This window comes from Microbacterium sp. NPDC055903 (genome assembly GCF_053615555.1).
The window spans coordinates 440,457-463,788 of sequence record NZ_JBSHCA010000003.1; the positions used below are offsets into that span (position 1 = coordinate 440,457).

Below are 23,332 nucleotides of genomic sequence, written 5' to 3' on the forward strand. Positions count from 1 at the left end.
CCGGACGACGAAGGCCCCGTGATGTTCTTCGCATCACGGGGCCGGTCCGTTTGGAGCCGCCTGTCAGAATCGAACTGACGACCTTTTCATTACGAGTGAAATGCTCTGCCGACTGAGCTAAGGCGGCGTGCGCTGCGAGAGCGGCACGATCAGCAATACTACCGGTCGAGCGGCTCAACACGAAATCACTCGCAGCGCAGGCCATCCTCCGGCACGATGTCGTCGAGGAAGTAGGCCTCGACCGCGTCGTCGACGCAGCTGTTGCCCTTGTTGTATCCCGTGTGGCCCTCGCCGACACGCGTGATCAGCACGCCCTCTTCGAGCTGATCTGCCAGCGCCTCCGACCACTCGTAGGGCGTCGCGGGGTCGTTCGTCGTCCCCACGACGAGGATCGGCCCCGCCCCCTCGGCGTGGATCTCTCCCCGGGTACCGGTGGGCGGATACGGCCAGACCGCGCACGAGTCGGGCCCCGACCAGTACGGCGCCACGGTCGGCGCGCCCTCGGCGATCTCGGCGTCGGCTGCTGCCTCGGCCTCGGGATCGTTCTCGACGGGGTAGTCCATGCAGTTGTAGGCGCGGAACGCCTCGCTCGAGTTGTCGAGGTACGAGCCGTCGGTGTCTCTGCCGTTGTAGAAGTCGGCGAGGAAGAACATCGTGTACGGATCGCCCTCCAGGATCTCCGCGAGACCCTGGGTGAGGTACGGCCAGCTGTCGACGGAGTAGAGCGCGGAGATGATGCCGGTCATGAGCGAGTCCGCCCCCATCCGCCGCCCGTCGCTGTTGTCGAAGGGCTCGCGGTCGGCGGTCGCGAGGAGAGCTGCCAGATCGGCCATCGCATCATCGACCGTGCCGCTGAACGGGCACTCGCCGCTGTCGAGGCAGTTCTGCATGTAGGCGCGCAGCGCGGACTCGAAGCCGAGCGCCTGCGTGGCACTCACCTCGAAACCGCTCGTCGCAGGGTCGATGGCGCCGTCGAGCACCAGTCGCCCCGCCTTCTCGGGGTACAGCTCGGCATAGGTGGCGCCGAGGAAGGTGCCGTAGGAGTAGCCGAGATAGTTCAGGGAGGTGTCACCGAGCACCGCGCGCAGCAGATCGAGGTCGCGAGCCGCGTTGATGGTCGTGATGTACGGCAGGATGCCTGCGCTGTTCGCCTCGCAGGCGTCGGCGAACTCCTGGTGGGCGTCGAGGAGCTCCTGCTCCCATTCCGCGCTGCCGCGCTCACCCACGGGCACGTCGTAGAGATAGGCGTCCATGCCCGCAGGGTCGAAGCAGGTGACCGCCGTGGACTCGCCGACGCCGCGGGGATCGAACCCGATCACGTCGTAGTTGTCGATGAGGTCCTCCCCCACCGCGAAGTCGAGGCTGTCCCGGATGAGCTCGACCCCGCTCGCGCCGGGGCCGCCGGGGTTGGTCAGCAACGAGCCGAGCGCCTCATCGGTGGCCTGGTGGCGGACGACGGAGAGCTCCATCACCTCGCCGGAGGACGGGTTCTCCCAGTCGAGCGGGGCGGTGACCGTCGTGCAGTCGAAGCCCGTGCCGCAAGCGGTCCAGGAGAGCTCCTGGCCGTAGAACGGCAGCAGCTCCTCGGAGACGCCGGCCGTGTCGGGAGCCTTGGTCGTGGAGGGCCTGGGCGCCGCCTGCTCGGGGATGGCCGCGTACAGGCATCCGGAGAGCATGACGGCCGCGCCGACCGCTGCTGCGGCGGAGACGACGATGCGGCGGAGGCGAGAAGCCTTGCGAGATGTCACGGTTTCCTCCCGCTCGCGATGGTCACGAGCAAACTCTCCAGGGCGAGCAGCGGGGCGACGTTGCGCTCCAGCGCCTCCCTGGTCTCAGCGAGATGATCCAGCACGACCAGGGTACGTGCCACCGGCCAATCGGCGGCGATGGCGTGCAGCTCTGTGCTCAGCTCGCGATTGATCAGATCGGTCTCGCGGCCGAACTGCAGCATGATCACGTCGCGGTACAGCGACTGCAGATCGGTGAGCACGCGGTCGATGCCGTCGCGCAGGCTTCGTGTCGCGCGTTTGCGCTGGTCGTCCTCCAGGGCCGAGACCTGCGCGCGCAGCGCGGGCGGCACGGCCTGCCCTTCGGCCACGCCGACCGTGCGCAGGAGCGCGGACCGCTCCGCGGCATCCCGCTCGGCCGTGAGCGCCTTGGCGTCGTCCGTCGCGGCCTGGATGATGCTCCCCGCCGCCTCGACGGCGCCGTTGACGCCCCGTACGCCCAGCACCGAGCGCAGGGTCTCGTCTCTGCGCCGCCGCGCGGAGTCGTCGGTGGCCAGCCGCTGGGCCATCCCGATGTGCCGCTGGGCGAGGCGTGCGGCCTGCTCGGCGACCGCGCCGTCGACTCCCGTGCGCAGCGTGATCAGCCGTGCGACGTCGTCGACGTCCGGCTCGCGCAGGCGGAGCGAACGCACTCTGGAGCGGATGGTCGGCAGCAGATCGGCCTCGCTCGGCGCGCACAGCACCCACACGGTGCGCTCGGGGGGCTCCTCGAGCGCCTTCAGCAGCACGTTGGAGGTGCGCTCGACCATGCGGTCGGCGTCCTCGACGACGATGACCCGGTAACGGCCGCTGGACGGAGCGAAGTACGACCGCTCGACGAGGGCGCGCGCCTCGGCGATGGTGATGATCACCTTGTCGGTACGCAGGGCCGTGACATCGGGATGCGTGCCGGCGAGCACCTGGCGCATGGCGTGCTCGTCGTCGGGTCCGTCTGCGATGAGCGCGGCGGCGAAGGCGTAGGCGAGCGTGGAGCGGCCAGAACCCGGAGGGCCCGTGATCAGCCAGGCGTGCGACAGGGCCGCCGGATCGGATGCTGCGGCGCGCAGCGTCTCGACGGCGGCATCCTGGCCCCACACGTCCGTCCATGGGAACGACGCGGTGACGGCTGGCATGCCTTCAGCCTAACCGGAGGCGCCGACACCGACTGATCCGCCCGCGTGGGTCCGCGAGGCGGGCGCCATGTCGGTGGAGTCAGCCGAGCAGGGGCTCGACGCGTGCGCGCACGGCGGCGGCGACGTCGGATGCCGGAGCCGATGCGTCGAGCACGAGGAAGCGCTCCGGCTCGGCGGCGGCCAGCGCGAGAAAGGCCTCTCGCACGCGGGTGTGGAACTCTGCCTTCTCGGCCTCCAGCCGGTCGAAGGGCTTGTCGTCGGCATCGAGTCGCGCTCTCGCCACATCGGGGTCGAGGTCGAGCAGCACCGTGAGGTCGGGCAGCGCGCCCTCGGTGGCCCAGAGCGAGAGGTCACGCACCTCGTCGGCGTCGAGCACGCGACCGGCGCCCTGATAGGCGACAGAGGAGTCCAGATAGCGGTCCTGGATGACGACCTCACCGCGGGCCAGCGCCGGACGGACGACCGTGGCGATGTGATGCGCCCGGTCTGCGGCGTACAGCAGCGCCTCGGCGCGAGGGGCGATGTCGCCGCGGTGGTGCAGGACGATATCCCGGATGAGCCTGCCCACCTCGCTCCCCCCTGGCTCCCGCGTGCGGAGCACGGAGCGCCCCGACTTGGCGAGCCAGGACTCGAGGAGGTTCGACTGGGTGGTCTTGCCCGCGCCGTCGCCGCCCTCGAGAGTGATCCAGAGGCCGGGGCCGACGGTCACGCCTTCGCTTTCTTCGCCGCGTTGGCCGCACGCGTCGCGGCGGCCTTCTTCGCCGCCGCCGAGCGGGCGGCGGCCTTCTCCGCATCCGTCTTGGCCGGGGCCTTGGCGGCGCTCTTCTTCGCAGGCGCCTTCTTGGCCGCGGTCTTCGCGGGCGCCTTCTTCGCGGGGGCCTTCTTCGCCGCACCGCGCTTGGGCGCCGGGCCCTTCGCGCGCTTGTCGGCGAGCATCTGCACGGCGATCTCGAAGGTGATGTCGGCGACCTGCTGGCCGCGCGGGATCGTCACGTTCGTCTCGCCGTCGGTGACGTAGGCGCCGAAGCGTCCGTCGCGGATGCGGATCGGCTTCCCGCTCACGGGGTCGGCCTCGAACTCGGCGAGCGCGCTGGATGCCCGTCGCGACCCTGCACCGTACTTCGGCTGCGCGTAGATCGCGAGGGCCTGGTCGAGCGTCACATCGAAGATCTGCGACTCGCTCTCGAGCGAGCGGGAATCGGTGCCCTTCTTCAGATACGGCCCGAACCTGCCGTTCTGCGCCGTGATCTCGTCGCCGCTCTCGGGGTCGGTGCCGACCACCCGCGGAAGGCTGAGCAGCATCAAGGCGGTGTCGAGATCGATCGTGTCGACCGACATCGACCGGAACAGCGACGCGGTGCGGGGCTTGGGCGCCGCCTCCTTCTTCGCGCCGCGCTTCGGCTTGGTCTCGACGACCTCGCCGGTGGCCTCGTCGACGGAATCAGGGTCGACGGGGTCGTTCTCCTGGACGTACGGCCCGAAGCGGCCGTCCTTGACGACGATGACCTTGCCGTTCTCCGGGTTCTCGCCGAGGACGCGATCGCCGGCGACGGGGGCGTCGATGAGCTCCTGCGCCTTGGCGGCGGTGAGCTCGTCGGGGGCGAGGTCCTCCGGCACGTTGACGATGCGCGGCTTCTCGTCCGGGGCATCCGGGTTCGCCACCTCGAGGTAGGGGCCGTACTTGCCGAAGCGCAGCGTCGCCGTGTCGGTGATCCTCGTCGAGTTCAGCGCACGCGCGTCGATCTCGCCGAGATTGTCGACGACCTGACGCAGACCGACCTGCGCCTCGGAGCCGTAGTAGAACTCCTTGAGCCACTCCACGCGGTTCTGCTCGCCTCGCGCGATGGCGTCCAGGTCGTCCTCGAGGGCGGCCGTGAAGTCGTAGTCGATGAGGTCTGCGAAGTGCTCTTCGAGGAGGCGGACCACGCTGAAGGCGAGCCAGGTCGGAACGAGGGCCTGGCCGCGCTTGGTGGCGTAGCCGCGGTCGATGACCGTGCCGATGATGCTGGCGAAGGTGGACGGACGGCCGATGCCGTGCTCCTCGAGGGCTTTCACGAGCGATGCCTCGGTGTAGCGCGGCTTCGGCGAGGTCTTGTGCCCCTTCGCCTCGGACTCGGTCATCGACAGCTCGTCACCGACGGCAACGATCGGAAGCGACTGGGAGGCCTCGGAGTCCTGCGCATTGCGCTTCTCGTCCCTGCCCTCCTCGTAGGCCTCGAGGAAGCCCTTGAAGGTGTAGACGGTTCCGGATGCGGTGAACTCCGCCAGCTGCGATCCCGCTTGGACGGCGATGGTGACCGTGGTGGTCTCGTACTTGGCATCCGCCATCTGGCTGGCGACGGTGCGCTTCCAGATGAGGTCGTAGAGCCGCTGCTCCTCGCGGTCGAGCTCGGCCGACACGGATGCCGGCGTGCGGAAGGTCTCACCGGATGGGCGGATGGCCTCGTGAGCCTCCTGCGCGTTCTTGCTCTTGGACTTGTAGACGCGCGGCTTCAGCGGCACGGCGCTGTCGCCGTAGAGGGACACCGCCTGGCTCCTGGCCGCCTGCACCGCCTGGGTGCTGAGCGCCGTGGAGTCGGTGCGCATATAGGTGATGAAACCCTTCTCGTACAGACGCTGCGCGACGCTCATCGCCTGCTTCGCGCTCATCGAGAGCTTGCGCCCAGCCTCCTGCTGCAGCGTGGAGGTGGTGAAGGGCGCATAGGGGCTGCGGGTGCCCGGCTTGGCCTCGACCTTGGTGACCGAGCCGGTTCCGGCCGCATCGACCGCCTGCGCGAGAGCGTGCGCTGCGGCCTCGTCGAGCACGACGACGGCCTTCTTCAGCTTTCCGGTGTCGTCGAAGTCGGTGCCCCGGGCGAGCTGCCCGCCGTCGACGCGGGCGAGCCGGACCCGGAAGGCGCTCGCGGACGACGCCGTGGCCTCGACGTCCCAGTAGTCCGCGGACACGAAGGCCATGCGCTCGCGCTCACGGTCGACGATCATGCGAGTGGCAGCCGACTGCACGCGCCCGGCGGAGAGGCCGGTCTTGACTTTGTACCAGAGCACGGGCGAGACATCCCAGCCGTACAGACGGTCGAGGATGCGGCGCGTCTCCTGGGCGTCGACGAGCGCGAGGTCGAGCTCACGCGTGTTGCCGACGGCGGCCTGGATGGCGTCCTTGGTGATCTCGTGGAAGACCATCCGCTTGACGGGGACCTTCGGCTTGAGCGTCTCCAGCAGGTGCCAGGCGATCGCCTCGCCCTCGCGGTCCTCATCAGTGGCGAGCAGGAGCTCGTCCGCCGACTTCAGCGCCCGCTTGAGCTCTGCGACCGTCTTCGTCTTGCGGTCGGAGACGACGTAGTACGGATCGAAGCCGTTCTCGACGTCGATGGAGTACTTCCCGTAGGCCTGCTTGTCGGCAGCGGGGATGTCCTTCTTGTCCGCAAGGTCGCGGATGTGGCCGACCGAGCTGAGCACCTCGTATCCATCGCCGAGGTACCCCTGGATCGACCGCATCTTCGTCGGAGACTCGACGATGACGAGCTTCTTGCCTTCAGCCAAGGGTGCATCCTTTCTTCGAAGCACACCATACACACCGCTGTCTTGGAGTGGGTTGCAGCGGTGCCGTACGCGCCGCCGTCACGATCCCTCGGGTTGCCCTGCACGGGCGCGGGAGACAGCAGCCATCCCAGCGTACTTCGCCTGCACCTCGACGGTCGCTGTCAGCCCGCTCAGCTCGCAGCGGACCAGACTCGCTCCCGCGGCTGCGGCCACCCGCGCCGCCACCGCACAGGGTTCCTCCACGGAAGGCACGGCTCCGGATGAGACATCCGCCGCGGCGAGGGCTGCCGCATCCGCAGCGCCCGCCGCGCGCTGCGCCGTGACGGCCGCGCCTCCTACTCCCGCCAGCCCTGCGGTCAGCGTCGCCGCGACGAGCAGGACGCCGCAGGCCAGCGATGTGCCGGCCATCAGAGCCCTCCGGCAAGTGCGCAACTCGCCGCCCGCAGCGGGATGCGCAGGACGCCGCCGACCGGCATGCTCGCGCTCGCTGTGACGCAGACGAGGTCGCCGCGTTGCGCCGTATCGATCCCCGCGCCGGCGACCGCCTCGGCGACGACGGATGCGGCCGCCGCCGAGGGCTCGCCACGGCCGATCAGCCGCGCGGCATCGGCTGCGGCATCCTGCAGCGCCACTTGCGTGGCCGCCGCCCCGAGCGCGGAGACGCCCAGCAGCAGGGCGAGGAGCACGGCCGGCGTCGCGATGGCGAGCTCGGCAGCCGCCGAGCCCTCGTCTCCGCGACACCGGCCGCGGTAGCGGTGCAGCGGCATCACGACACCGTCAGCGCCCTGCGGACGAGATCGGTCAGGATGCCGCGAACCTCGTCGGAGCGCATGATGACGACGAGCAGCCCGGCGAACGCCACGGCCGCCATCGTCGTGATCGCATACTCCGCCGTGGCGGCGCCGGATTCATCGGCGAAGAGCCTCGCCGCCCGAGACCGTGTCAGCGCCGGCAGCGCCTCGTGTCCGTTCATGATGTTCCTTTCTCTCTGTGCATCCGCGCCGCGGTCGCGAGCGGAGGTCTGCGTGCGCGTTCATCCGAACGGCAGCGGCGTCGTGGCGAGCACGCTGAGCAGAAGCGGCGCGACGCCCAGCAGGAGGAATGCGGGCAGCGTGCACACTCCGAGCGGAATGAGCAGCCGGGAGGACAGCCGCGCCGCACGCAGCCGTCCCGCGACCCGCGCGGAGTGCCTCTCCCTGGCGGCCTCCGCGCGGAGCAGCTCCACCGCGGGCACGCCGGCCGCCCGCGAGAGATCGAGCACCTCCGCTGTGCGAGCGCTGCCGTCTTCACCGGCGACGGCGCTGTCGGCGACGAGCCCCAGCGCCCGATCGACGGATACGCCGCCAGACAGCGCGACCGCCACGAGTTCCGTGTGCATGCCCGGCGTCCGCTCGTCCGGCTGCGCGCCGCGCACGAGCCGCCCCGTCCAGAATCGGGCCACGAGGACGAGGGCGAGGCCCGCCGCTACACAGAGCATCCCGATGGGCTGCGTGGTCACGACGGAGAGCGTGTCGAAGCCCAGGGCGAAGCCGAGGAGGAGGCCCGCCAACGGCATCCACAGCAGAAGCTTCGCTGTGCCTGCCGGCTCCGCGAGCGCGACTCGGACGTCGTCGACGGCGGTCGCCGCATCCTGCATGGCCTCGGCGACCGCGCGCAGCACCTCGGCGAGAGGTGCTCCGACGGCCGTGGCCACCTGCCACGCCGCGGCGACATCCGTCCAGGCCCCGCCCTCGACCTCGATGGCCTCGGCGATTCCCCCACCGCGCTCGTGCCTCTCGATGACGCGCGCTGCGACGTCGTCACCGATGCCCGCGAGGTGCCGCCACGCCGAGTCGGGGCGCGCCCCTGCCTGGAGCAGCACGGCGAGAGTGCGAACGGTCGCCGAGGCCTGCTCGGTCGAGGGACCTGCCGCGGCGGCGTCGCGCCGCGCGGAACGCCGCAGAAAGCGTGCACCCCGGGAGGCACGAAGCATCCTCACCACGGTGTCACCTCCTCGATCGACAACCGGTCACCGGCCAGGACGAAACGCCCTGCGCGCTCGATGCGTCGGATGCCATCCGCTCCCCTGCCCAGGTGCAGGACGATGGTGAAGGCACTGACCGCCTGCCTCGCCAGGGCGACCGCATCCATGCCCGCAAGCGCGCCGAGCGCCTCCATCCGGGCCGGGACATCGGCGAGGCTGCTGGCATGCAGCGTTCCCGCGCCTCCGTCATGACCGGTGTTCAGAGCGGTCAGCAGTTCGCGCACTTCTTCACCGCGGCATTCGCCGACGACGAGGCGATCTGGACGCATCCGCAGGGACTCCCGCACCAGTCGGGCGAGCGTGATCGCCCCCGCGCCCTCGAGATTGGCCTGCCTGGCCTCGAGGGCGACGTGATGCGGATGGGCGGGGCGCAGCTCGGCGACGTCCTCGATCGTGACGATCCTGTCCTTATCGGGCGCGGCGGTCAGCAGGGCGCTAAGCAGCGTGGTCTTGCCTGAACCTGTGCCACCGGTGATGAGGATGTTCTCCCTCGCTGTGACGAGGCCCTCGAGCCAGGCGCGCCCGGCGGGCGGGAAGCAGCCGCGTGCGGACAGCGCATCCAGGTCTCCGACGTCGCCTCGGGGGATGCGGATCGACAGCGCCGTGCCGCCGGTCGAGACGGGGGCGAGCACCGCATGCACGCGGATGCCCCGCGCAAGACGGACGTCGACGCACGGCGACTGGTCGTCGAGGTGCCGACCGCCGAGGCCGACGAGGGCGACCGCGAGGTCGCGCACTTCTCGTTCGGAGGCGCTCCACTCCTGGATCTCCTCAGCGCCGTCTCCGCGGTCGACGAACAGCCCGCCGGAGCCGTTCACGAAGACATCCGTCACAGCGGGATCGGCGCAGTGCAGCGCCAGCGGGCCGAAGGCGGGATCCAGGGCCTGCGCCGATCCCGGATCGGAGGAGCCGACCTGGGGTGCGATGACGAACGGGGTGACCATGCCCCGACGCTAGGTCGCGCGGTGTGCCGGTGGAGGCCCACCACCCGCCGACGGTGCATAACGCGTGGAGGTGCAGAACGAGTGCGGGAGCGGCCTCGACGCGTGTCGGAACGGAAATGGGCGGCACCTCATGGGGGGAATGAGATGCCGCCCACCACGCGGCCGCTTCGGGGGATTGCGGGCGCGCGAAGGCCGGAATGAGAATTCGGCTGACGTCGAGTGTACGCACCGCAACCGTCCTGACAAAACCAGGAACCATACCGACTTTCGGCAGTATGGGATGTCCGAGCCCCCGACTAGATTCACGATGTCACCGCCGCGCGCCCGCGCGACACGTCACGCCGCAAAGGAGCGCGCCATGAGCAGCCAGATCGACCACCTCCTCGACGAGACCCGCCGTTTCTCTCCCTCTGCCGAGTTCGCGGCGAACGCGGTGGCAACCCCCGCCCTCTACGATCGCGCTGCCGAGGACCGCGAGGCGTTCTGGGGCGAGCAGGCCGAGAATCTGCTTCACTGGCAGACCCCCTTCACCCAGGTGCTCGACTGGTCGACGCCGCCGTTCGCGAAGTGGTTCGCCGACGGCGCGCTCAACGTCGCCTACAACTGCCTCGACCGCCACGTCGAGGCAGGCGCGGGTGACCGCGTGGCCATCCTCTGGGAGGGCGAGCCAGGTGATTCCCGGCGCATCACCTATGCAGAGCTGACCGACGAGGTCAAGCGCACGGCGAACGTGCTGGCAGGTCTCGGCATCGGACAGGGCGACCGAGTCGCGATCTACCTGCCGATGATCCCCGAGGCCGTCGTCTCGATGCTGGCCGTCGCCCGCCTCGGCGCGATCCACTCCGTCGTCTTCGGAGGCTTCAGCGCCGACAGCCTCCGCTCACGCATCGACGACGCCGGCGCGAAGCTCGTCATCACCGCCGACGGCGGATACCGCAAGGGCCGGGTCTCCGCCCTGAAGCCCGCCGTCGACCAGGCGCTCGGCGACCGTGGCGAGGGCGAGCAGCAGACCGTCGAGCACGTGCTCGTCGTCCGCCGCGGCGAGAACGAGGTCGACTGGGTCGAGGGCCGGGACCTCTGGTGGCACGACGTCGTTCCCGCGGCCTCCGCCGAGCACGCCGCAGAGGCGTTCCCCGCGGAGAACCCGCTGTTCATCCTCTACACCTCCGGAACCACCGGGAAGCCGAAGGGCATCCTGCACACCTCCGGCGGATACCTCACGCAGGCCGCATACACGCACCGCAACGTGTTCGATCTGAAGCCCGAGACCGACGTCTACTGGTGCACGGCCGATGTCGGCTGGATCACTGGCCACACCTACGTCGCCTACGGCCCGCTCGCGAACGGCGCCACGCAGGTGCTCTACGAGGGAACGCCGGATGCCCCGCATCCCGGCCGCTGGTGGGAGATCATCGAGAAGTACGGCGTGACCATCTTCTACACCGCGCCGACGGCGATCCGCTCCTTCATGAAGATCGGTCGCAAGACTCCGGCGCAGTTCGACCTGTCGAGCCTGCGTCTGCTCGGCTCGGTGGGAGAGCCGATCAACCCCGAGGCGTGGATCTGGTACCGCGATGTGATCGGTGCGGGTTCCGCCCCGATCGTCGACACCTGGTGGCAGACCGAGACCGGCGCGATCATGGTCTCCGCGCTCCCCGGCATCACCGCGACCAAGCCCGGCTCCGCACAGGTGCCCCTTCCCGGCGTCTCGATCGATGTGGTCGATGAGACGGGCGCCGAAGTCGGCAACGGCAACGGCGGGCTGCTCGTGATCACCGAGCCATGGCCCAGCATGCTCCGCGGGATCTGGGGCGACCCTGAGCGCTATGTGGAGACGTACTGGGAGAAGTTCGCCGACCAGGGCTACTACTTCGCCGGCGATGGCGCGCGCCTTGATGAGGACGGCGATCTGTGGCTCCTCGGCCGGGTCGACGACGTGATGAACGTCTCAGGGCACCGGCTCTCGACGGCCGAGATCGAATCGTCCCTCGTCGCCCACGAGGCCACCGCCGAGGCGGCTGTCGTCGGGGCGTCCGACGAGACGACCGGCCAGGCCGTCGTGGCCTTCGTCATCATCAAGGAGAGCTACCTCTCCGGGCACGACGCCGCAGGGCTCGCGACGCAGCTGCGGCAGTGGGTGGGCGAGCAGATCGGCCCGATCGCGCGTCCGCGCGACGTCTACATCGTGGGCGAGCTGCCGAAGACGCGCTCCGGCAAGATCATGCGCCGACTGCTCCGCGACGTCGCCGAGGGGCGCGAGGTCGGCGACACGACGACGCTGGCGGACACGGCCGTGATGAGCATCATCTCGGCGCAGGTGAAGTAGGACGCGCAGGGTTCGCGCGCTTCGACAGGCTCAGCGAGCCAGGGCTGCGAACCCGCTCCTCGGCCGCCCGCTTCGACAGGCTCAGCGAGCTAGAAGTGACGAACCCGCTCCTTGACCGCGCAGTCCCCGCTCCCTGAGCTTGTCGAAGGGGGCGGGGACTGCGCAGGCTTCGACACGCTCAGCGAGCGAAGCACGCGAATCAGCGGGCGAGGATGAACGTGACCTCGACCTCGACGGGGCTGTCCAGCGGCAGCACCGGCACGCCGACGGCGGCGCGCGCGTGGCGTCCTGCGTCTCCGAAGATCTCGCCCAGCACCTCGCTGGCTCCGTTGATCACTCCCGGCTGGCCGGTGAACGACGGATCGGATGCTACGAACCCGCCGACCCTCAGCACGCCGGAGATGCGGTCGAGGCCTCCCGCGGCATCCGCGGCGGCAGCCAACGCGTTCAGCGCGCAGGTGCGCGCGTAGGCCTTCGCGTCCTCGGCATCCACCCCGGCGCCGACCTTGCCGGTGGCGGGCAGAGCGCCGGCCGTGAACGGAAGCTGACCGGAGGTGTACACGAGACCGTTGTGGACGACGGCGGGGACGTATGCCGCGACAGGTGCTGCCACGGCGGGCAGCTCGATGCCGAGCTCGGCAAGGCGCTGCGCGACGCTCATGCCTGGCCTCCCTCGAACTGACGGGCGGCCTGCTCAGCGGCGGCAAGGCCCGCGCTGTTCGAGCCGTCCTGCGCGGCGGGGCGCTTGAAGTACGCCACGAGCCCGCCTTCGGGGCCCTGGACGACCTGCACCAGCTCCCAGCCCTGCTTGCCCCAGTTGTTGAGGATGGCCGCGGTGTTGTGGATCAGCAGCGGCGTGGTGAGGTACTCCCACGTGGTCATGGCACTCCTGCGCGTCGGCGACGGCGAAGCGGCTCCCCCGTCGAAGTGGTTTTTCAGGGAACTCCCCTACGATCAAGCGTATGCCCCAGAACAAGCGCACGCTGAAGGGCGTGCTCGGCGGTCTCGTCGGGCTCGTCGCTCTCAGCGCCGTCGCCGGCGTCCTCGTGACCGCGACAGTGACCCCGGCGATCGCGATGACCGGCCTTGCAGGCTCCCAGGCGATCTCCCTCTTCGACTCGCTCCCCGACGACCTCGACGTGACGGCTCCTATGGAGCCCACGACGATCTGGGCGACGCGTGCGGACGGATCGAACGTCAAACTGGCCTCCTTCTACCAGCAGAACCGCGTGCCCGTCACCTACGACCAGGTCGCCCCTGTGCTGTACGACGCCGTTCTCTCCAGTGAGGACAAGTCCTTCTACGACCACGGCGGCGTCAACATCGCCGCCACCGCGAGCGCGCTGCTCGACTACGCCCGCGGCACCTCCAGCCGAGGCGCGTCGACGATCAGCCAGCAGTACGTGAAGAACGTGCTCGTGCAGCGCTGCGAGCAGGACGTCCCCACCAGCAGCGAGACGTACTCCGAAGACCTCGAGGCGTGCTGGACCGACGCGACCAACGCCCAGGGCGTCGACGGCATGGAGCGCAAGCTGCAGGAGATGCGCTACGCGATCCAGATCGAGAAGGAGTACTCGAAGAACGACATCCTGCTCGGCTATCTGAACCTCGCCAACTTCGGCGGGACGACCTACGGCATCGAGGCCGCAGCTCAGCGCTACTACGGCGTCTCCGCGGCGAAGCTGAACCTCAACCAGGCCGCGACGCTCGCCGGCATGGTGCAGAACCCGAACCGCTTCCGCATCGACCGCCCCGAGGGCTCGTACACGAACAACGCGGGCGAGAAGGTCAACAGCGCTGAGGACGGCTACTCCGCCACCCTGGTGCGCCGCAACTATGTGCTGAACCGCCTCCTCGAAGACGGCAAGATCACGCAAGAGCAGTACGACACGACCTACGCCGAGCCGATCACGCCGAACATCGTCGAGGCGAAGCAGGGCTGCGTCACCGCGGGCAAGAACGCCTACTTCTGCCAGTACGTGAAGTCGATCATCGAATCGGACCCCGCCTTCGGCGACACGGCCGAGGAGCGCGCGCTCACCCTGAAGCGCGGCGGGCTCGACATCTACACCACGCTGAACCTGGACATCCAGCAGACCGCCATCGACACCATGAGCGACACCGTTCCCGCGTCGATGGAGGGCATCAACGTGGGTGCCGCCGGCGTCTCGATCGAGGCGGGCACCGGGCGCATCGTCTCGATGGTGCAGAACACGAACTTCAACGAGACGTCCACCAGCACCGCCGGCTCGACCTCGCTCGTCTACGCCTCGGACAAGGCGCACGGCGGCTCGAGCGGCTTCAACGTCGGATCGACGTACAAGCTGTTCACCCTGCTGGCCTGGCTCGAGGCGGGTCACTCCGTCAACGAGGTGCTCAACGGCACCCTGCAGACCTTCTCGCCGTTCACGATCTGCGGCGACACAGTGCCGAACCCCACGCGCATCGGCAACTCCGGCGGCGGCGGCGGCATGGTCGGCACGGTGATGCAGTTCACCGCGCGCTCGACCAACACCGGCTATCTGGCGATGGCCCAGCAGCTCGATCTCTGCGACATCAACGGGATGGCGGAGCGACTGGGTGTGAACGTGGGAGACGGCACCAGCGTCACCGCCACGAACTACCCTGGCGACGTCATCGGGTCGAAGAACATCTCTCCGCTCGACATGGCCGGCGCCTACGCGACCGTCGCCAACAAGGGCGTCTACTGCACGCCCAAGGCGATCGACAAGATCCTCGACCAGTCTGGCGAGGAGCAGCCGCTCCCCGAATCGTCGTGTGAGCAGAAGATCTCCCCCGAGGTCGCCGCCACGGCAGCCTACGCTCTCGCCGGTGTCATGAACGGCGGAACCGGCGGTCAGGCGCGACCCAACGACGGTGTCCCCGTCATCGGCAAGACCGGCACCCACGAGGCCACCCAGACGATGATGATCGAGTCCAGCACGAAGATCACCACCGCCATCTGGGTCGGCAACGCGGAAGGCAACGCTTCGCTCCGCGCTCACGGGCTGAACAACAAGCGCTTCACCCTCGCGAGGAACATCCAGCGCGCGGCCAACGACATCTACGGGGGCGACAGCTTCCCCTCCCCCGACAAGAACCTCACCCGTCGCGTGCTCAGCGACCTGCCGAGCGTCATCGGCATGACCGTCGATGAGGCGACCTCGACGCTCCGCGAAGCGGGCTTCTCGGTCACCGTCGGCGGCGCCGTCGACAGCACGGAGAAGGCCGGGCTCATCGGTGCGCAGTCGCCGGGCGCCGGCAAGGTCGCGAGCGGAACCACGGTCACCATCCAGCCGAGCACCGGCAACGCCCCGGCGACGGCGGTGCCGAGCGTGGTCGGGAAGAACTTCGGCCAAGGCTCTCAGGAGATCACCAAGGCAGGGTTCCTCGTGCAAGGCGACGGCTGCGAGACGGGCGGCGATCCGATCACCTCTCAGAGCCATGCCTCCGCCGCGCCGGGAGCGACGATCACGCTCACCTGCAGCGGTGACGGCGACGACGACTGATGACGCGATCGTCCGTCTCTCCGGCCCTCATCGCGCTCGGCGCGGTGGGGGCCGTCGGCGTCGCGGCCGCGACCTGGGGCATCGGAATCGAGCGATACCTGTTCACGGTGCGGGAGGCATCCGTCGCGGCGCTCCCTGAAGGCTCCGCTCCGTTGCGCATCCTGCACGTCTCCGACGCGCACATGGCTCCGTGGCAGCACCGCAAGCAGGACTGGCTGGCCTCGCTCGCCTCTCTCGAGCCCGATCTCGTCATCAACACCGGCGACAATCTGGGCCACCGCGACGGCCTCGACGGCATCCGGCGGGCGTTCGACGTCTTCGCCGGCATCCCCGGCGTGTACGTCCACGGCTCGAACGATGTGCACGCGCCGTCGCCCCGCAATCCGCTGCGGTACTTCACGGGGCCTTCCGCCACGCACCGGGAGCCGGAACTCCTCGACACGGCAGCGATGAACGCATACTTCGAGGACGAGCTCGGCTGGGCAGGCCTCAACAACACCGCGGCCCGGCTGCACGTCGCCGGGCGCGATCTCGACCTCTTCGGCGTCAGCGACGCGCATCGCGACTGGGACCGTCTCGATGTGCTCCCCGACGCGATCGCGGCGCTCGGCCCGCGGGATGCGAGCACACCCCTGCTGGGCGTCACGCACGCGCCCTACCAGCGGGTGCTGAGAGACTTCGTCGATCTGGGTGCGGATGCCGTCTTCGGCGGCCACACGCATGGCGGCCAGGTGTGCCTCCCCGGCTTCGGTGCGCTCGTCGCCAACTGCGACATCCCGCTGAAGCAGGCCAAGGGACTGAGCACCTGGACGCATAACGGTCGCACCGTGCCCCTGAACGTCAGCGCGGGGTGCGGACACTCGATCTACGCCCCTGTGCGCTTCGCCTGTCGGCCCGAGGCGACGCTCCTCACGCTGACGGCGCGCGGCTGACCCGTCGATTCGGCGCCGGCCGAGTTTCGTTGTAGACTCGAACGGTTGTCAACGGGGTGTGGCGCAGCTTGGTAGCGCGCTTCGTTCGGGACGAAGAGGCCGCAGGTTCAAATCCTGTCACCCCGACAGCGAGAGGGTCCACCTGAGGGTGGGCCCTCTGTCGTATCACCGGAGAACGCACCACCGGAGCACGAACACATCGCAGGAGCACAGAGGGGAAACGGCATGCCGCTCGACCTGCCCTCCCCGCGCCGCTCGACCAGGCGCACAGCGCTGATCATCAGCATCCCGCTGCTCGCCGCTCTCGCGTACCTGACGCTGTGGCCGACGCGCGTCGAAGACCGCATGCCGACCGTCCTCGACCTGGTACTCGGATTCTTCCGCGATCGGCTGGCGTGGACGTGGATGGGCTTCGATCAGCTCGAGCTCCTCGCGAACGTCCTCGTGTTCGTGCCCGTCGGCATCCTCGCCTTCATGGTCATCCCGCGCCGTGCATGGCCGGCGGCCTACGCGGTCGGCCCTGCCCTCTCGATCGCCATCGAGACCTGGCAGGCCGTCGCCCTGCCGGAACGTGCCGCGACGACCGCCGACATCCTCGCGAACAGCGCAGGCGCAACGATCGGCGTCAGCCTGAGCGTGCTCGCAGCTCTGCTCATCCCCCGTCGCCCTACCCTGGAGACATCATGACGAACCCCCGCCTGGTCGCCTTCGACCTCGACGACACGCTCGCCCCGTCGAAGGGTGCGATCTCGCCGCGCATCGCCGATCAGCTGACGGCTCTGCTGTCGCACGTCCAGGTCGCGATCATCTCCGGAGGCAACGAGCAGCAGTTCCGCAGCCAGGTCATCGCCCAGCTCACGGACGTCGACGCCACCGCCCTCGGCGGGCTGCACCTGCTCCCGACCTGCGGAACCCGATATCTCCGCCACGACGGTGCGGGCTTCAGCACGGTGTACTCGCACGATCTCTCGGATGCCGAGAAGAACGCCGCCCTCACCGCTCTCCGCGAGGAGGCGGAGCGCCTCGGCCTCTGGGAGCCGGAGCCCTGGGGCGAGATCCTCGAAGACCGCGGCTCGCAGATCACCTTCTCCGCCCTCGGTCAGCAGGCACCCCGCGATGCGAAGCACGACTGGGATCCCGATGCCTCCAAGCGCTCAGCGCTGCGGGATGCGGTCGCCGCCCGCCTGCCGGGGCTCGAGGTGCGCTCCGGCGGATCGACGTCGATCGACATCACCCGCGCCGGTATCGACAAGGCGCACGGGATGCGGGCGCTCACCGAGCACACCGGCATCGCGCTGGCGGACATGCTGTTCTACGGCGACCGGCTCGACGAGGGCGGCAACGACTATCCGGTGCTCGCCCTCGGCGTGCGCTCCATCGCCGTGGACGGCTGGGAGGACACCGCCGACCAGCTCGACGAGCTGCTGCGGGAGCTCGTGCGCTGAGCTTGTCGAAGCGACGCGGCGCAGATACGCTTCGACAGCGCTCAGCGAGCGAGAACGCCCCTCCCGCGCGCTTCGACAGGCTCAGCGAGCGGGAGAGACGACAGCGTCAGCGGACGAGCGCCTGCGCGCCGACGCCGGGAACCGGCACCAGACGCTGCAGCTGCGTGACGTGCGCCGGCTCCAGCTCGGCCAGCGTCGAGACGCCCAGCAGACGCATCGTGCGCTCGATCTCGGTGCGCAGGATCGCGATCGTGCGGTCGACGCCCGCGCGTCCACCGGCCATCAGGCCGTAGAGGTACGCCCGGCCGATGAGGGTGAAGTCCGCGCCGAGTGCGACGGAGGCGACGATGTCGGCGCCGTTCATGATGCCGGTGTCGATCATGACCGTGAAGTCCTCGCCCACGGCCTCGCGGACCTTCGGCAGCAGGTGGAACGGGATCGGCGCGCGGTCGAGCTGGCGCCCGCCGTGGTTCGACAGCACGATGCCGTCGACGCCGGCATCCTTCAGCCGCACCGAGTCCTCGACGTTCTGCACGCCCTTGATGACGATCTTGCCGGGCCAGATGTCACGGATCACCGCGAGGTCCTCGTAGCTGATGGTCGGGTCCATCGCAGCATCCAGCAGCTCGCCGACCGTGCCGCCCGTCGTGCTCAGCGACGCGAACTCCAGCTTCGGCGTCGTGAGGAAGTCGAACCACCACCACGGCCGAGGGATCGCGTTGATGATCGTGCCGAGCGTGAGCTGCGGCGGGATGGAGAAGCCGTTGCGCTTGTCGCGCAGACGCGCACCGGCGACGGGGGTGTCGACCGTGAACTGCAGCGTGTCGAAGCCGGCTGCCGCCGCACGGCGGGCGAGCTCGTAGGAGATCTCCCTGTCGCGCATGACGTACAGCTGGAACCAGTTGCGCCCGTGGGGGTTGGCCTCCTTCACGCCCTCGATCGAGGTCGTGCCGAGCGTGGAGAGCGTGAACGGGATGCCGGCCGCAGCCGCAGCCCCGGCGCCGGCCACCTCGCCCTCGGTCTGCATGAGACGCGTGAACCCGGTGGGGGCGATGCCGAACGGCAGGGCGCTCGGCCCGCCGAGGATCTCGACGGAAGTGTCGACCGTCGGCGCCGGCTTGAGGATGCCGGGGTGGAATTCGACGTCCTCGAACGCCTGGCGCGCCCGCGACAGCGAGAGCTCGCCCTCCGCCGCGCCGTCGGTGTAGTCGAAGGCCGCTTTGGGCGTGCGGCGCTTGGCGATCGTACGCAGATCATTGATCGTGAGCGCAGCGTCCAGGCGGCGCTTCTTGCCGTCGAACTCGGGCTTCTTGAACTTCATCAGCTCGAGGAGTTCGACCGGGTTGGGGAACTGTCGGGTGACCATCGTGGTCCTCTCTGGTCGGCCGCCGGCATGCGCCAGGCGGATGCAGGGTCAGTCTCGGGAGACGGGGATACGGGTGAGTCCGGCCGCCGTGTAGTAGCCGGAGATGTGGTCGGCGATGAGGGAGCGGGCGCGCGGAGCATCCCCCTCGTCGATCGCCGTGATGATCGCGCGATGCTCGGCCCGCAGACGGTCGGCCATGCCCGGCCAGTCCTGGATGCCGGCCGCGCCCGCGCGGACGTAGGACTCGATCGAAGTGCGGAGCCCCGCCATCATGGCGGCGATGACCGCATTCCCCGATGCCTCGGCGAGAGCGAGATGCAGCTGGGCATCGAGCGCGAGGAACTCATCCGCACTGAGCGCGGAGCCGTCCATGGCATCCAGGATGCGATGCGCCTCGACGGTGTCCCTGTCGCGGTCTGCGGCGAGGGCGGCGGCGACGGCATCCTCCAGCACGAGACGTGTGTCGACGACGTCGGCGAGCGGGAAGCCCCGGGCGGCGACCTGCAGACGCAGGAGCGCGGACATGCCGCCGGTCGGGGTGGCGATGACGATCGCGCCCGCCTGCGGCCCCGATCCGGTCGACGTGCGGATGAGCCCCATCACCTCGAGGACGCGCAGCGCCTCGCGCACGCTCGATCGACCGACGCCGAGGTCGGCCGCGAGATCGCGCTCCGAGGGCAGCCGATCGCCGGGGCCGAGGCGACCGTCGAGCAGATCGCGCTCGATGTGCTCGAGCACGGTGCTCCAGGCACGCCGCGTCATCCGGACTCCTCTGTGGTCTGACCACAGGTTAGCGCGTGTGGTCAGACCACGCAAGCGACGCGAGCGGCCCGCTCCGGCATGGCCCGGCCGGTCGACTGCGAACCGAATCCCGGGTGCTCCCCCGCATCCTCGGCGCGTCGCCCACTCGACACGCGGGCAGGTGACGAAACCAACCGGAACCCGGTACATCCGTGCCACTCGACCCGGCCACGGGAACCGGCCCCTCAGCCCAGCCGGCCGCCCGACTCCTCGAGGTAGCAGTGGCCGCACAGCGACTCATACGTCACCACATCCGCCGGGGCGGAACCGCCGGCCCCCTCGTCGATCGCCACCTGATCGCCGTCGAAGACGAACCTCCCGCCGATGACCCGGCCGTTGAAGACCGCCTTGCGCCCGCAGCGGCAGATCGTCTTCAGCTCCTCCAGCGAGTGCGCGATCGCGAGCAGCCGGGCGGATCCGGGGAACGCGTGCGTGAGGAAGTCGTTGCGGATGCCGTATGCCATCACCGGGATGCCGTCCAGCACCGCGATGCGGAACAGATCGTCGATCTGCTCGGACGTCAGGAACTGCGCCTCATCGACGAGGAGGCACGCCACGTCGGCGGGATGCTCGGCGGGGATCAGTCCCTCGTCGTCTCGCCGCCGCATCCGCTCCCGTTCCCGAAGGAAAAGGTCGCGCGCGCCGTCGGCCGCACCGATCAGGAAGTCGACCTCGCGGGTCACCCCCAGCCGGCTCTCGATCTGCGAGGCGCCCTTGGTGTCGATCGCGGGCTTCGCGAGCAGGACGTGCTGGCCGCGCTCCTCGTAGTTGTACGCCGCCTGCAGGAGAGCGGTCGACTTCCCCGAGTTCATCGCGCCGTAGCGGAAGTAGAGCTTCGCCACGGTCGCCGGTTATCGCGAGATGCCGAGCGTCGACGCGGTCGCCACCATCGAGGCATCCGCCACGGCAGCATCCTCGTTGAGCTGCTCGCCCAGCGTCGGGATGAGCTCGCGCAGCGTCGGCTCCCAGCCCGCGTACTCCTCGGGGAAGCAGGTCTTCAGCAGGCCGAGCATGATCGGAACGGCCGTGGATGCTCCAGGGGATGCGCCGAGGAGGCCGGCGATCGAGCCGTCCGCCGCCGAGACGACCTCCGTGCCGAACTGCAGGACACCGCCCTTCTTCGCATCCTTCTTCATGACCTGCGCGCGTTGACCGGCCTGGATCAGCGTCCAGTCCTCGTCCCGCGCGGTCGGCATGAACACCCGCAGGCTGTCGACCTTCTTGCGGTGCGTCTTCATGAGCTCGCCGAGGAGGTAGGTGATGAGGTCGGGGTTCGCGAACGCGACCCTCAGCATCGGCCACAGGTTGTGCGCGCGCACCTGGCCGACGATGTCGAACCACGACCCCGTCTTCAGGAACTTCGGGCTGAACGTCGCGAACGGGCCGAACAGCAGCGAGGACTCGCCGTCGACGACGCGCGTGTCCAGGTGCGGCACCGACATGGGCGGCGCCCCGACGGATGCCTGCGAGTAGACCTTCGCCTTGTGCTGGGCGACGACCGCGGGATTCGTCGTCTTGAGGAACTGGCCGCCGATCGGGAAGACGCCGTAGCCCTTGATCTCGGGGATGCCGGAGCGCTGCAGGAGCTTGAGGGCCCATCCACCGGCGCCGACGAAGACGAAGCGCGCCTTCACCTGGTTCGGCGTGCGTCCGAGCTGGGTGCGGTACTTGACGAGCCAGGCGCCGTCCGACTGCTTCTTGAGGCCGGTCACCTCGTGGTTGGTGCGCAGCTGCACGCCGCCTGCGGTCAGGTGGTCGAAGAGCTGGTGGGTGAGCGCGCCGAAGTCGACGTCGGTGCCCGCGGGCACCCGGGTGGCGGCGAACGGCTCGCCCTTGCGTCGGCGCTGCATGAGCAGCGGCGCCCACTGGTTGATGACGCGCGAATCCTCGCTGTACTCGATCCCCTCGAACAGCGGCTGGTCCTTGAGGACCTCGTAGCGCTCCTTGAGGTAGGCCACGTCCTTCTCGCCGCGCACGAAGGTCATGTGCGGGGTCGCGTTGATGAAGGTGTTCGGCGCGTCCAGCACCCCGCGGTCGACGAGCGACGACCAGAACTGGCGGCTCTGCTGGAACTGCTCGTTGATGCTCACCGCCTTGGCGGGGTCCAGCGGGCCATTCGGATTCTTCGGCATGTAGTTGAGCTCGCAGAGGGCCGCATGGCCCGTTCCCGCGTTGTTCCAGGGGTTGGAGCTCTCCTGCGCCACGTCGTTCAGCCGCTCGAAGGCGACGATCTTCCAATCCGGCTGCAGCTCGTGCAGCAGGGTACCGAGGGTGGCGCTCATGATGCCGCCACCGATGAGGACGACGTCGACGGTTTCAGTCACCCGACCAGTCTAGTTCTCCCCGGAGCGGCGCTTCGTCCCCCCGAGACTGCGACACCACGCCGAGACAGCAGCGCTTCGCGTGCTTCTCGGCGTGGTGTCGCAGTTTCGAGATCAGGCGGAGAGGCGCTCGGCGACGATCTCCGCGATCTGGACGGCGTTGAGCGCGGCGCCCTTGCGGAGGTTGTCATTGCTGATGAACAGCACGAGGCCCTTGCCCTCCGGCGCGGACTGGTCGGCGCGGATGCGTCCGACGTAGCTCGGGTCCTTGCCCGCGGCGTACAGCGGCGTCGGGACCTCTTCGAGCACGACGCCCGGCGCCGCGGAGAGCACCTCTGCGGCGCGCTGCGGGGTGATGTCGTTCGCGAACTCGACGTTGATCGACAGCGAGTGACCGGTGAACACCGGGACGCGCACGCACGTGCCCGCGACGCGAAGGCCGGGCAGCTCGAGGATCTTGCGGCTCTCGTTGCGGAGCTTCTTCTCCTCGTCGGTCTCGTTCTGCCCGTCGTCGACGAGGTTGCCGGCGAACGGGATCACGTCGAACGCGATCGGAGCGACGTACTTCTCCGGCTGCGGGAAGTCGAGGCTGGACCCGTCGTGCACGAGGCGCAGGGTGTCGCCCTGCGCGAGAACGCCCTCGACCTGGCCGAGCAGCTCCTGAGCACCGGCGAGACCGGAGCCGGAGACGGCCTGGTAGGTGGAGACGATGAGGCGCTCGAGCCCCGCCTCGGCGTCCAGCGCCTTCAGCGCAGGCATCGCCGCCATCGTGGTGCAGTTCGGGTTCGCGATGATGCCCTTGGGGCGCTCGTCGATGGCGTGCGGATTCACCTCGCTGACGACGAGCGGAACCTCCGGGTCGTTGCGCCAGGCGCTGGAGTTGTCGATGACCACGGCACCGGCCTCGGCGAAGCGCGGAGCGTAGGCCCGGCTGGCGGTGGCACCGGCGGAGAACAGCGCGATCTCGATGCCGGAGGCATCCGCGGTCTCCACGTCCTCGACGACGACCGTCGTGCCCGCGAACTCGATGGCCGTGCCGGCCGAGCGGGCCGAGGAGAACAGGCGCAGCTCGCGGATCGGGAATGCCCGCTCGGCGAGAATCTCGCGCATCACGGTGCCCACCTGGCCGGTGGCGCCGACGATGGCGACGGAGAATCCTGAGTCGGAGATGCGGGTCATGAGCTTTCCTCGGGGCGTCGTGCAGTACTGCGAACGAAGCGCACGGC

General features: G+C 69.4%; 21 protein-coding genes and 2 tRNA genes. 6 read left to right on the forward strand and 17 right to left on the reverse strand.

Annotated features, from left to right (window positions below; translation table 11 throughout):
- Positions 1-51 precede the first annotated feature (51 nt).
- The 10 genes from ACWGJP_RS15905 to ACWGJP_RS15950 all read right to left on the reverse strand — a co-directional run bounded on the left by ACWGJP_RS15905 (position 52) and on the right by ACWGJP_RS15950 (position 9,406).
- Positions 52-127: transfer RNA gene (locus tag ACWGJP_RS15905), tRNA-Thr, on the reverse strand.
- Between the two features lie 58 nt (positions 128-185).
- Positions 186-1,676: an alpha/beta hydrolase gene (locus tag ACWGJP_RS15910; RefSeq protein ID WP_452330853.1), complete on the reverse strand. Its 1,491-nt coding sequence runs from the start codon at positions 1,674-1,676 to the stop codon at positions 186-188.
- A gap of 68 nt (positions 1,677-1,744) precedes the next feature.
- Positions 1,745-2,899, reverse strand: coding sequence for a DNA polymerase III subunit delta' (locus ACWGJP_RS15915; protein WP_452330774.1), 1,155 nt, complete (start codon positions 2,897-2,899; stop codon positions 1,745-1,747).
- 79 nt (positions 2,900-2,978) lie between these two features.
- On the reverse strand, positions 2,979-3,608 hold the full coding sequence (gene tmk / locus ACWGJP_RS15920; protein ID WP_452330775.1) for a dTMP kinase: 630 nt from the start codon (positions 3,606-3,608) through the stop codon (positions 2,979-2,981).
- The gene (gene topA / locus ACWGJP_RS15925) at positions 3,605-6,439 is read right to left on the reverse strand and encodes a type I DNA topoisomerase (RefSeq protein ID WP_452330776.1); all 2,835 of its coding nucleotides are present in this window, start codon (positions 6,437-6,439) and stop codon (positions 3,605-3,607) included. Before topA ends, tmk begins: the two co-directional genes overlap by 4 nt.
- Positions 6,440-6,517: 78 nt before the next feature.
- On the reverse strand, positions 6,518-6,847 hold the full coding sequence (locus ACWGJP_RS15930) for an Rv3654c family TadE-like protein (protein ID WP_452330777.1): 330 nt from the start codon (positions 6,845-6,847) through the stop codon (positions 6,518-6,520).
- Positions 6,847-7,206, reverse strand: coding sequence for a TadE family type IV pilus minor pilin (locus ACWGJP_RS15935; protein WP_452330778.1), 360 nt, complete (start codon positions 7,204-7,206; stop codon positions 6,847-6,849). The genes ACWGJP_RS15930 and ACWGJP_RS15935 overlap by 1 nt, the downstream gene beginning before the upstream one ends.
- On the reverse strand, positions 7,206-7,412 hold the full coding sequence (locus ACWGJP_RS15940; RefSeq protein ID WP_452330779.1) for a DUF4244 domain-containing protein: 207 nt from the start codon (positions 7,410-7,412) through the stop codon (positions 7,206-7,208). The genes ACWGJP_RS15935 and ACWGJP_RS15940 overlap by 1 nt, the downstream gene beginning before the upstream one ends.
- 60 nt (positions 7,413-7,472) lie before the next feature.
- Positions 7,473-8,411: a type II secretion system F family protein gene (locus tag ACWGJP_RS15945; RefSeq protein ID WP_452330780.1), complete on the reverse strand. Its 939-nt coding sequence runs from the start codon at positions 8,409-8,411 to the stop codon at positions 7,473-7,475.
- A 2-nt stretch (positions 8,412-8,413) separates the two neighbouring features.
- Positions 8,414-9,406, reverse strand: coding sequence for a TadA family conjugal transfer-associated ATPase (locus ACWGJP_RS15950; protein WP_452330781.1), 993 nt, complete (start codon positions 9,404-9,406; stop codon positions 8,414-8,416).
- Positions 9,407-9,764: 358 nt separating this feature from the next.
- Here ACWGJP_RS15950 and acs point away from each other — a divergent pair, with 358 nt between their 5' ends.
- Complete coding sequence (gene acs / locus ACWGJP_RS15955; RefSeq protein ID WP_452330782.1) at positions 9,765-11,732, forward strand: acetate--CoA ligase; 1,968 nt, start codon at positions 9,765-9,767, stop codon at positions 11,730-11,732.
- 199 nt (positions 11,733-11,931) lie between these two features.
- Here acs and ACWGJP_RS15960 read toward each other — a convergent pair whose 3' ends face one another.
- Entirely contained in the window at positions 11,932-12,393 is a 462-nt protein-coding gene (locus tag ACWGJP_RS15960; protein ID WP_452330783.1) for a RidA family protein, read from the reverse strand.
- Positions 12,390-12,614, reverse strand: a complete 225-nt coding sequence (locus ACWGJP_RS15965) for a hypothetical protein (RefSeq protein ID WP_452330784.1) — start codon at positions 12,612-12,614, stop codon at positions 12,390-12,392. Before ACWGJP_RS15965 ends, ACWGJP_RS15960 begins: the two co-directional genes overlap by 4 nt.
- An 80-nt stretch (positions 12,615-12,694) precedes the next feature.
- On the opposite strand from ACWGJP_RS15965, the gene ACWGJP_RS15970 reads away from it, so the two are divergent.
- The 5 genes from ACWGJP_RS15970 to ACWGJP_RS15990 all read left to right on the forward strand — a co-directional run bounded on the left by ACWGJP_RS15970 (position 12,695) and on the right by ACWGJP_RS15990 (position 17,618).
- Positions 12,695-15,241, forward strand: coding sequence for a transglycosylase domain-containing protein (locus tag ACWGJP_RS15970; protein ID WP_452330785.1), 2,547 nt, complete (start codon positions 12,695-12,697; stop codon positions 15,239-15,241).
- Positions 15,241-16,173, forward strand: coding sequence for a metallophosphoesterase (locus ACWGJP_RS15975; RefSeq protein WP_452330786.1), 933 nt, complete (start codon positions 15,241-15,243; stop codon positions 16,171-16,173). Before ACWGJP_RS15970 ends, ACWGJP_RS15975 begins: the two co-directional genes overlap by 1 nt.
- A 52-nt stretch (positions 16,174-16,225) precedes the next feature.
- A tRNA-Pro gene (locus ACWGJP_RS15980) sits at positions 16,226-16,299 on the forward strand.
- Between the two features lie 99 nt (positions 16,300-16,398).
- Positions 16,399-16,860: a VanZ family protein gene (locus ACWGJP_RS15985; RefSeq protein ID WP_452330787.1), complete on the forward strand. Its 462-nt coding sequence runs from the start codon at positions 16,399-16,401 to the stop codon at positions 16,858-16,860.
- Positions 16,857-17,618 (forward strand): HAD-IIB family hydrolase, encoded by a 762-nt coding sequence (locus ACWGJP_RS15990; protein ID WP_452330788.1) that lies wholly within the window; start codon positions 16,857-16,859, stop codon positions 17,616-17,618. The genes ACWGJP_RS15985 and ACWGJP_RS15990 overlap by 4 nt, the downstream gene beginning before the upstream one ends.
- A 106-nt stretch (positions 17,619-17,724) precedes the next feature.
- Here the strand turns inward: ACWGJP_RS15990 and ACWGJP_RS15995 are convergent, their stop codons facing one another.
- The 5 genes from ACWGJP_RS15995 to ACWGJP_RS16015 all read right to left on the reverse strand — a co-directional run bounded on the left by ACWGJP_RS15995 (position 17,725) and on the right by ACWGJP_RS16015 (position 23,285).
- Positions 17,725-18,984 (reverse strand): alpha-hydroxy acid oxidase, encoded by a 1,260-nt coding sequence (locus tag ACWGJP_RS15995; protein ID WP_452330789.1) that lies wholly within the window; start codon positions 18,982-18,984, stop codon positions 17,725-17,727.
- A 48-nt stretch (positions 18,985-19,032) separates the two neighbouring features.
- A complete protein-coding gene (locus tag ACWGJP_RS16000; protein ID WP_452330790.1) occupies positions 19,033-19,746 on the reverse strand; it encodes a FadR/GntR family transcriptional regulator in 714 nt (237 codons plus the stop codon).
- Between the two features lie 224 nt (positions 19,747-19,970).
- Positions 19,971-20,627 (reverse strand): thymidine kinase, encoded by a 657-nt coding sequence (locus tag ACWGJP_RS16005; protein ID WP_452330791.1) that lies wholly within the window; start codon positions 20,625-20,627, stop codon positions 19,971-19,973.
- 9 nt (positions 20,628-20,636) lie between these two features.
- Complete coding sequence (locus ACWGJP_RS16010; protein ID WP_452330792.1) at positions 20,637-22,109, reverse strand: malate:quinone oxidoreductase; 1,473 nt, start codon at positions 22,107-22,109, stop codon at positions 20,637-20,639.
- A gap of 111 nt (positions 22,110-22,220) precedes the next feature.
- Positions 22,221-23,285: an aspartate-semialdehyde dehydrogenase gene (locus ACWGJP_RS16015; protein ID WP_452330793.1), complete on the reverse strand. Its 1,065-nt coding sequence runs from the start codon at positions 23,283-23,285 to the stop codon at positions 22,221-22,223.
- Positions 23,286-23,332 lie beyond the last annotated feature (47 nt).